This window comes from Achromobacter deleyi, assembly GCF_902859705.1.
Classification (GTDB): domain Bacteria; phylum Pseudomonadota; class Gammaproteobacteria; order Burkholderiales; family Burkholderiaceae_B; genus Achromobacter; species Achromobacter deleyi.
Window position 1 is genome coordinate 1 of record NZ_CADIJO010000054.1, and the last position, 8,465, is coordinate 8,465.

General features: G+C 68.2%; 9 protein-coding genes and 1 pseudogene. 1 reads left to right on the top strand and 9 read right to left on the bottom strand.

Translation table 11 applies throughout. From position 1 onward, the window contains the following. The 6 genes and pseudogenes from HV798_RS31405 to fliF all read right to left on the bottom strand — a co-directional run. Positions 1-630 (bottom strand): annotated as a pseudogene (locus HV798_RS31405) (flagellar hook-length control protein FliK); the annotation flags it as partial. Positions 631-646: 16 nt separating this feature from the next. Beyond that, the gene (gene fliJ / locus HV798_RS31410; RefSeq protein WP_175196575.1) at positions 647-1,096 is read right to left on the bottom strand and encodes a flagellar export protein FliJ; all 450 of its coding nucleotides are present in this window, start codon (positions 1,094-1,096) and stop codon (positions 647-649) included. Further along, complete coding sequence (gene fliI / locus HV798_RS31415) at positions 1,089-2,564, bottom strand: flagellar protein export ATPase FliI (protein ID WP_025138871.1); 1,476 nt, start codon at positions 2,562-2,564, stop codon at positions 1,089-1,091. Before fliI ends, fliJ begins: the two co-directional genes overlap by 8 nt. Continuing rightward, on the bottom strand, positions 2,561-3,304 hold the full coding sequence (gene fliH, locus HV798_RS31420; RefSeq protein ID WP_175196573.1) for a flagellar assembly protein FliH: 744 nt from the start codon (positions 3,302-3,304) through the stop codon (positions 2,561-2,563). Before fliH ends, fliI begins: the two co-directional genes overlap by 4 nt. Continuing rightward, a complete protein-coding gene (fliG, locus tag HV798_RS31425) occupies positions 3,297-4,307 on the bottom strand; it encodes a flagellar motor switch protein FliG (RefSeq protein ID WP_025138869.1) in 1,011 nt (336 codons plus the stop codon). Before fliG ends, fliH begins: the two co-directional genes overlap by 8 nt. Further along, positions 4,297-5,961, bottom strand: a complete 1,665-nt coding sequence (gene fliF, locus HV798_RS31430; protein WP_175196571.1) for a flagellar basal-body MS-ring/collar protein FliF — start codon at positions 5,959-5,961, stop codon at positions 4,297-4,299. Before fliF ends, fliG begins: the two co-directional genes overlap by 11 nt. A 341-nt stretch (positions 5,962-6,302) precedes the next feature. Between fliF and fliE the strand changes: the two genes are divergently transcribed. Continuing rightward, on the top strand, positions 6,303-6,635 hold the full coding sequence (fliE, locus tag HV798_RS31435; RefSeq protein ID WP_175196569.1) for a flagellar hook-basal body complex protein FliE: 333 nt from the start codon (positions 6,303-6,305) through the stop codon (positions 6,633-6,635). Between the two features lie 210 nt (positions 6,636-6,845). On the opposite strand, the gene HV798_RS31440 is transcribed toward fliE, so the two are convergent. The 3 genes from HV798_RS31440 to fliK all read right to left on the bottom strand — a co-directional run. Then, complete coding sequence (locus HV798_RS31440; protein WP_025138866.1) at positions 6,846-7,643, bottom strand: flagellar brake protein; 798 nt, start codon at positions 7,641-7,643, stop codon at positions 6,846-6,848. 25 nt (positions 7,644-7,668) lie between these two features. Further along, positions 7,669-7,983, bottom strand: a complete 315-nt coding sequence (locus HV798_RS31445; protein ID WP_051593634.1) for an EscU/YscU/HrcU family type III secretion system export apparatus switch protein — start codon at positions 7,981-7,983, stop codon at positions 7,669-7,671. Next, positions 7,983-8,465 (bottom strand): flagellar hook-length control protein FliK (gene fliK, locus HV798_RS31820; RefSeq protein WP_246289363.1); only part of this gene is annotated, 483 nt, incomplete at its 5' end. The genes fliK and HV798_RS31445, both read right to left, overlap by 1 nt.

Below are 8,465 nucleotides of genomic sequence, written 5' to 3' on the forward strand. Positions count from 1 at the left end.
CTTGGCCTGGGCCGTGTCGGGTGCGGGCGCGGTGCCGGGCTTGACGGCGGCGGTGACGACCGGCAGCGCAACCTGTGCATCGCGGCTGGCCTGTGCGGCAGCGGCTTCGGCCTGCTGCGCGGTGGCGGCCACCGGCGCGCGCGGCGTGGCGACGGCGTCGTTGGCGGTCAGGGCGGCCTGCACCACGGCGGCGCCGGTGTTGACGGCGGTCGCGGCGGCCTGGGCGGCGCCACGCGCCAATTGCACCTGTTCGGCCGCCTGGGCGGCGATTTCCAGCGTCTGTTGCGGCAACACCACCGGCGTCACCGGTTGCTGCGCGGCGGCGACGGCCAGCGCGCCGGCTTCGGCCTGGGTGGCGGTCTGCACGGCGTTGTCGATCGCGCCGGCAGCGGCGTTTTCGGCGTTGCCGGCGGCATCGCTGGTGGTCTTGCCGTTGTTGGACGGCGTCTTGGCGTTGTTGCCGTTGGCCGGGCGCGCATCGGCAGCCTGGTTCGGGCGCTGTTGGGCCAGCACGTCAGAGAAGGACGGGCCCTTCCTGGACGAGACGGCGGACGACTTGGCGCCGAGCGTGTCGGCGATCGAACTCGGCGCGGCGGGCGCGACGGTGGGCAAGGGCAGGGGAGCGGTCATCTCGGGCTTCCTCTAATTAATGCATCCCGGACTGGCGCTGGACCAGGCGGGCGGAGTATTCATCGTTGGCGCGTTGCTCGCGGCGGGATTCCACCACGGCCTGCGCGCGCAATTCGCGTTGCGCCAGGGCGTCGTACGAACTGAGCTTGCGTTTTTCCTGCTGCCAGTAAAGGCGGCCCTTGGCCAGGTTCTCGTCGGCCTGGCGCAGCACGTTCTGCTGTTGGCCGATGGCGTCGTCCAGGGTGCCGATGAAGCGCTGGTAGTTATGGCAGTCGCTGGCCGACATGCCGGTCGTCATGGCTTGCTGCAGGCGTTCCAGGTAGTCCTGGCGGTAGTCGTGCAGCATGCCGAGCTGGCGTTCGGCGTTGGTGCGTTCGGCGCTGAGCCGGCCGAGCAGGCGGGCGGCTTCGTCCGTGCTCTCCTTGGCCAGGTTGATCAGCATGTCCAGGGGCAATTGGCTAGGCATAGGTGTCCCTCAATTCGAAGCTTGCGCGCAACTGGTTGACCGCATCCTCGTAGCCGACGTTTTCGCCGATATCCTGCTGCAGGAAGGCTTCCAGGCGCGGATAGCGGGCGATGGCATCGTCCAGCTGCGGGTCGTTGCCGGCGGCGTAGGCGCCCACGGCGATCAGGTCGCGATTGCGCTGGTAGCGCGACAGCGTCTGCTTGAAACGGCGCACGACCGCGAACTGCTGTTGCGGAATCAGCGAGGTCATGGCGCGGGAAATCGAGGCCTCGATGTCGATAGCGGGGTAGTGGCCGGCCTCGGCCAGGTGGCGCGACAGCACCACGTGGCCGTCCAGGATGGCGCGCGCCGAATCGGCGATCGGGTCCTGCTGGTCATCGCCTTCGGCCAGCACGGTATAGAAAGCGGTGATCGAGCCGGCCTTGCCGCCGGGGCCGGGCGCGCCCATGCCGGCGCGTTCCACCAGCATCGGCAGTTTGGCGAACACCGACGGCGGATAGCCCTTGGTGGCGGGCGGCTCGCCGATGGCCAGCGCGATTTCCCGTTGTGCCATGGCGTAGCGGGTCAGCGAATCCATGATCAGCAGCACGTCCAGGCCCTGGTCCCGGAAGTGCTCGGCCAGGCGCGTGGCGTAGGCGGCGCCTTGCAGGCGCAGCAGCGCCGACACGTCGGCCGGCGCGGCGACCACCACCGAGCGGGCCAGGCCTTCAGGGCCCAGGTTGTGCTCGATGAATTCTTTCACTTCGCGGCCGCGTTCGCCGATCAGGCCGACCACGATGACGTCGGCCTTGGTGTAGCGGGCCATCATGCCCAGCAGCACGCTCTTGCCCACGCCGGAACCGGCGAACAGGCCCATGCGCTGGCCGCGGCCGACGGTCAAGAGGCCGTTGATGGCGCGCACGCCGGTATCCAGCACGGTATCGATCGGGGCGCGCGACAGCGGGTTGATCGGTTGGGCCGACAGGGGCGCCAGTTCCGCCCCGGTCAGCGGGCCCAGGCCGTCCAGCGGCCGGCCGGCGCCATCGAGCACGCGGCCCAGCAGGGCGTTGCCCACGGGCAGGTGGCGGCCCAGCTGGGGCTTGGCGTTGCCGTTCAATTCGGCCTTGCGCGGCAGCGGAATCTGGCGCTGCACGGGCGGCTCGCCGGGCACCACGCGGGCGCCGGGCGGCAGGCCGGAAATATCGGCCTGCGGCATCAGGTACAGGGTATGGCCGTCGAAGCCGACGACTTCGGCGTCGGCCCAGTGGTCATGGCCGCGCGCGATCTCGATGCGGGCGGCGGCGCCCACGGGCAGGCGCAAGCCGGTGGCGTGCAGCACCAGGCCGGTCGCGCGGGTGATCTTGCCGCTGACCAGCCAGGGGTCGGTCGAGGCGGCGCGGATCGAGCCGATCTCCAGCTGGGTCTGCCAGCGGTCGATCACGGGCACGGCCGCCTGGCCGGGCTGCGCGGGGGCCTGGCTGCCGCTCACGCCGGCTCCTCCCAATTCACGTTGCGGCCCAGCGAGGCCGCCACACGGCGCCAGCGGGTCTGCAGCGTGGCGTCGATGTCGCCGAACGGCGTCTCGGCGCGGCAACCGCCGCGGGCGATGGATTCGTCGGCCAGCACGCGCCAGTGGCCTTCTTTCAGTTCGTCGGCCAGGTGCAGGCGGATCACTTCGATGTCGGCCGGGTTGGCCCACAGGCGCATCTGGCCGCCGGCCGTCGGGTTGATGTGCAGCACTTCGCGCACGGCGCTGGCCACGGTCTCGGGCTGCTCGGCCAGGGTGGTGCGCACGACCTGCTGGGCAATGTCCAGCGCCAGCGTCAAGAGGCTCTGGCCCATCTTTTCCTCGAGCGAGCCGATCGACGTGGCGCAGGCTTCGACCAGCGCATGCAGCTGCCGGGCTTCCTCTGCGCCTTGCTCGCGGGCCTGGGCCAGGCCTTCGGCATGGCCGGCTTCACGCCCGGCGGCCAAGCCCGCTTCATGGCCCTCGGCGTGGCCGGCTTCCAGGCCGGCGGCGTGGCCTTGCGCAAACCCTTCGGCACGGCCTTCGGCGATGGCCTGGGCGCGCAGCTGGGCCATCACCACTTCGGGATCGGGGCCCGGATCGGGTTCCGGTTCGGGCGCAACTTCCACGGGCGGCGGCTCGTCGAACGACAGCATCTGCCAGCGGCGCCAGGCGGCGCTGCGCGAGATGAGCGTCGACTGGCCGGTATCCGCTTCAGACATACGCGTCGTCTCCGGAGTTGCCCAGCACGATCTGGCCGCTTTCGGCCAGGCGGCGCGCGATCTGCAGGATCTTCTTCTGTTCGGTCTCGACCTTCGACATGCGGATCGGGCCTTGCGCTTCCAGGTCTTCGCGCAGCATTTCGGCGGCACGGCTGGACATGTTGCGCAGGAACTTGGCGCGCAGCTCTTCCTGGGCGCCCTTGAGCGCGACCATGAGCGTGTCGTTGTCGATTTCCTTGAGGATGAGCTGGATGGCGCGGTCTTCGACGTCGAGCAGGTTGTCGAACACGAACATCTCGTCGATGATCTTCTGGGCCAGGTCGTTGTCGCGTTCGCGCAGGCTGGCGACCACGGTTTCCTCTTCGGCCGAATTCATCATGTTCAGGATCTCGGCCGCGGTGCGCACGCCGCCCATCTTGCTGCGCTTGGCGCCCTGGCCAGCCAGCACGGAATTGAGCACTTCGGTCAGTTCCGACAAGGCGGCCGGCTGCACGCCGCCGAACGTGGCGATGCGCAGCATGACGTCGTTGCGCAGGCGGTCGGTCAATAGCGCCAGCACGCCGGCGGCGCGGTCGCGCTCCAGGTGCACCAGAATCGTCGCGATGATCTGCGGGTGCTCGTCGCCGATGAGTTCGGCCACGGTGTGCGGATCCAGCCAGTTCAGGGCGTCGATACCGCTGCCGCCTTCGCCGGCTTCCAGGATGTCTTCGATCAGGCCGGCGGCGCGGTCGCTGCCCAGCGCCTTGGTCAGCACGGTGCGGATGTAGTCGTCCGAGCCCAGCGTCACGGCCATGAACTGGTCGGCTTCCTGGCGGAATTCCTCCAGCACCACGGCCACGTCGTTGCGGGTCACCTGCTTCAGGCTGGCCATGGCGGCGCCGACCTGCTGGACTTCACGGGCGGACAGGTACTTGAAGACCTCGGCCGCCGCGTCTTCGCCCAGCGACATCATCAGGACGGCGCTGCGCGTCATGCCGTCCATGGGTTTGGAATCATTTTTCATCTTTGGTCATCCAGGTGCGCAGGACCATCGCGACGGCGCGCGGATCCTTGTTCGCCATCGTGCGGGCGCGGTCCAGGTTGTCTTGGTAGCGGTCCGTTTCCTTGGCGCGGGCCAGGTCCTGGGCCTCGCGCTGGGCTTCGATGCGCTCGGCCTCGGCCACTTCCGGATCCACCGGCGGGTACAGGTACTCGCCCACGGTGCGGCGAACCTTGCGGTACAGCCACAGGGCCAGCACGCCACCCACCAGCCAGGCCAGGATGGTCTTGAACAGCGAGATCATTTCCGGATCACGCCACATCGGCAGTGCCGGCGGGCCGTCGTTGAACTGGCTGTTGACCAGGTTCAGCGAATCGCCACGGCTTTCGGAATAGCCCATGGCTTCGCGCACCAGGTTGGTGAGCTTGTTCAGTTCTTCCGGGGGCAGGGCCTGGGGCTCGCCGTCCTTGTCGCGGATGTAGTTCACCACCACGGCCACCGACAGGCGCTTCAAGTTGCCCACGGGCTGCTTGATGTGGCTGATCGTGCGGTCCACTTCATAGTTGGTGGTGGCGTCGCGGCGCTCGTTCAGGCTGCCGCCTGCGGCCTGGGTGCCCGTTTGCTGCTGCTGTTGGGCGTTGGGCTGCTGCGGCTGGCCGGGGCGGGGCGGCTGGGCCTGGGGCGGGTTGGCGATCGGGGCCTGGGCGTTGCCCGGGGGCTGGTTCGACAGGGCACCCGGCACGCCTTGGGCCGGATTGATGCCGCGTTGGGTCGAATCGCTGGTCTGCTGGCTGCGCACGGCGGCCTGGCCCGGTTCCTGGTTGGGGCGGTAGACCTCGGAGGTTTCCTCGCGGCGCGCGAAATCCATTTCGGCGCTGGCCTGGGCGTGCACGTTGCCCGGGCCGACCAGCGGGTTCAGGATGGTCAGGATGCGTTCGACGGTGCGCTGTTCGGTTTCGCGAACCATGCGCATCTGGTCGGCGTCCATGCCGCGGCCTTCGCCCAGCGGCGAGGACAGCAGGCGGCCGTTCTGGTCGACGATCGAGACGTTCTCGGCAGTCAGTTCCGGCACGCTGGAAGCAACCAGCCAGGAAATGGCGGAAACCTGGGCGTCAGACAGGCTGCGGCCAGGGTAGACGTTCAACAGCACCGAGGCGGTCGGGGGCTGGCGTTCGCGCACGAACAGCGACTGGCGCGGCATGGCCAGGTGCACGCGGGCGTGCTGCACGGTGTGCATCGATTCGATCGAACGCGCCAGCTCGCCTTCCAGGCCCCGCTGGTAGTTGATCTGTTCGGCGAACTGGCTGGCGCCGAAGCGGGCGTTGTCCATCAGCTCGAAGCCGACCGAACCGCCGCGCGGCAGGCCCTGCGAGGCCAGCTGCAGACGGGCGTCATAGACGCGGTCGGCCGGCACCAGCAGGGCGGTGCCCGTATCGTTGTACTTGTAAGGCACGTTCATGGTGCCCAGGGCCGTCACGATGGCGCCGCCATCGCGGTCGTCCAGGTTCGAGAACAGCACTTTGTACTTGGGCTCGCTGCTCCACATCGCCACGGCGACAATGATCGCGACAAGCGCCGCGGCCGCGCCGAGCAAAATGGGCTTGGGCAGCGCGCGGATCCTTTCCAACACGGGAAACTTCGCCAGAAGCGACGCGCTCAGGGTAGCCTGCTGATTCATTGGCGGCTCCCGCTGGCTTCGCGGAGCAGGGAAAATGACTTCATGTTCGGGTAGGGCAGATTACACATGCAACGTGCTTCTGGTCTGGGGAGAGCCTGGATTATTGCTGCTGCGTTAGCAAACCCAATCGTCGAAAACAGCGGTTTTTTGGCGTTACTTATCCCCTATGTCCCCAACATGGTGAAACCCGGGTCCGAAGCGGGGTGCGCCCGGCGGCGGCCGGGCCGGCGCATTCGGGGAAATATCGGGTGTTTTGGCGGTTTTTATCGGCAATGGCGCCGTGCCGCCGGGGTTACGCTCCTTGCATCTTTGGCGTAGTCCCACCAGCAAGGAATAACGTAATGGCTGTATCAGGCTTGTCCGGCATCGAAAGCATGCTCCAGCAGATGCGCGCGGTCGTCAGCAAGGCGGAAACCGGCAATCTGGCTGCGGGCGAGGCAGTGGCCCAACCCGATGGTTTCGCCGCCGAGTTGCACCGCTCGATCCGCCGCATCACCGGCGCCCAGAACGCCGCGTCGGCGCAGGCCAAGGCTTTCGAGCTGGGCGCCCCCGACATCTCGCTCAACGACGTCATGATCGACATGCAGAAGGCCAGCATCGGCTTCCAGACGGCCGTCCAGGTCCGCAACAAGCTGGTTGCGGCCTACAAGGAAATCTCGTCGATGGCGGTGTAACGCCATTTCGCAGCGTCACATCAGAAGAGCCGCCCCGCCGCCCGGCCGCCCGAAGGCGGGGCAGCCCCCTTGGGGGGGGCAGCAAGCGTGCGTAGCACGCGCGGCGTGGGGGTCAACACTACGGCTGCCCGGCCTTGGGGCGGCCCGGCGGCCGGGCGGGCATTCTGGCGTGGATGATGCGCTTCGCGCATTGCGCGCGAAGTCATTGGTCTATCTCGCGGTCTTTTCCAGGCGCCAGACTACCTGTTGCAGCCAGTTTTCCTGGCGCGCATTCAGGTCCAGGAAGACCGCGCCCAGGTGGCTCATGGGCGGTTCGCCCGTCAGGGAAACATGCACCGGCGCCGGCTCGTCCGGGCTCGTGGCCTGGGACATGGGCTGGCCGGAAATCGGATAGACGTTGCGCACTTCCAGGCGCGCGCTCAGCTGGCCCAGGTCGCCAAAATCCAATTGCACGTCTTCCAGCACCGTGCCGCGTTCGGGCAGGGCTTGCACCGCCATGCCGACCCGCAGGCCGACGCCGTCCACCGAGATATCGCGCACCGAAAAACTGATGGGCTTGTCCGTGGGGGCAGGGCGCCAACTGGCCTGGCAGCGGCCGACGCTGGCGGCCAGCGACGCGCGGAACATCTTGCGGCGCTGGATGCGGGCCAGGCGGTCGGGAAACGGCGACATCAGCGCGGCGCTGCCGTCGTCGAAATGGATCACTTCGGGGCGCTGCACCCGGAAGCGGATCTGCACGCCACCGTAGGCGGTGGCGTGGAAATGAAAGGTCGTGCCGCTCAAGAGCCCCATGCTGTCCGACTGTTCGAAGTCGGCACCCGCATAGTCGCGCGGCCGCCAGAAGAACTGGCGGGTCTGCTTGTCGGCGCCCAGCACCAGCACCGCCATCTCGCGGTCGGCGGCGTCGCGCACCAGGATGTGGCTGTCGGGGTGCGTCAATTCAAACAGCGCGGCGCGCATGTCTTCCGGCCGCGTAAGCAGGAATTCCGGATCGCTGGCATCCAACACGGTGATCGTCCTCAGGGAAATGGGGTCAGGCAGGCGGCGCGGCGTCGGGAAGGTCGCGCGATTCCAGGCGGTACAGCCAGGCCAGCAATTCTGCCACTGCTACGTAGAGTTGGGGAGGAATATGCGAATCCAGGTCCACCTGCATCAGCAGGCCGACCAGCTCGCGGGATTCATGCACATACAGCCCGTTCTCTTCGGCGGCGCGCACGATCGTGTCGGCCAGTTGGCCGTAGCCCTTGGCCACCACCCGCGGGGCGCCGTCTTTTTCGTCGTAGGAGATGGCGACGGCCGCGTTGCGGTTGGCGTTCGGGCCGGTATCGGAGGGCGGAACGAGGCTCATCAGAAATCCGTCGGCATGACGGGACGCGGATCCACCACGTTCACCACCAGATGGCTGAGCGTCAGGCCCGACGCCAACAGGCGCGCCCGCAATTGGTCCGACGAATCATTGATTTCCGTGGCGCTGTGCGGGGCCACCAGTTGCAGCACGATCTGATCGCCGGCCAGGTTCAGGCGGGCGTCGACCAGGCCCAGGCGCGGCAGGTCCAGTTTCAGGCGGGTGGCCCACGTGGGCACGGCCGAATCGGGGTCGCCGCCGTAGGGCTCGCGTTCCACTTCCCATTCCATCGGCGTGCCGGGCCAGGCTTCGCCTTGCCAGGTCAGCGTCTGGTTGGCCAATACGTCCAGTTGCTGGCGCACCAGCAGGGTCAGGTCCTGGTGGATGCCGCTGACCGGGGTGCCGGGCGCGGGCGTGCTGGACGAGCCGGGCGTGGCCGGCGCGTCAGCGCTGGCGCGGCCCGAGGCTGGCGCGTCGGCGCGGGG

Excerpts from the sequence above, each read along its gene's own strand:
- fliJ (WP_175196575.1), bottom strand. The coding sequence starts at position 1,096 with ATGCCTAGCCAATTGCCCCTGGACATGCTGATCAACCTGGCCAAGGAG.
- fliH (WP_175196573.1), bottom strand. The coding sequence starts at position 3,304 with ATGTCTGAAGCGGATACCGGCCAGTCGACGCTCATCTCGCGCAGCGCC.
- fliG (WP_025138869.1), bottom strand. The coding sequence starts at position 4,307 with ATGAAAAATGATTCCAAACCCATGGACGGCATGACGCGCAGCGCCGTC.
- fliF (WP_175196571.1), bottom strand. The coding sequence starts at position 5,961 with ATGAATCAGCAGGCTACCCTGAGCGCGTCGCTTCTGGCGAAGTTTCCC.
- fliE (WP_175196569.1), top strand. The coding sequence starts at position 6,303 with ATGGCTGTATCAGGCTTGTCCGGCATCGAAAGCATGCTCCAGCAGATG.
- HV798_RS31445 (WP_051593634.1), bottom strand. The coding sequence starts at position 7,983 with ATGAGCCTCGTTCCGCCCTCCGATACCGGCCCGAACGCCAACCGCAAC.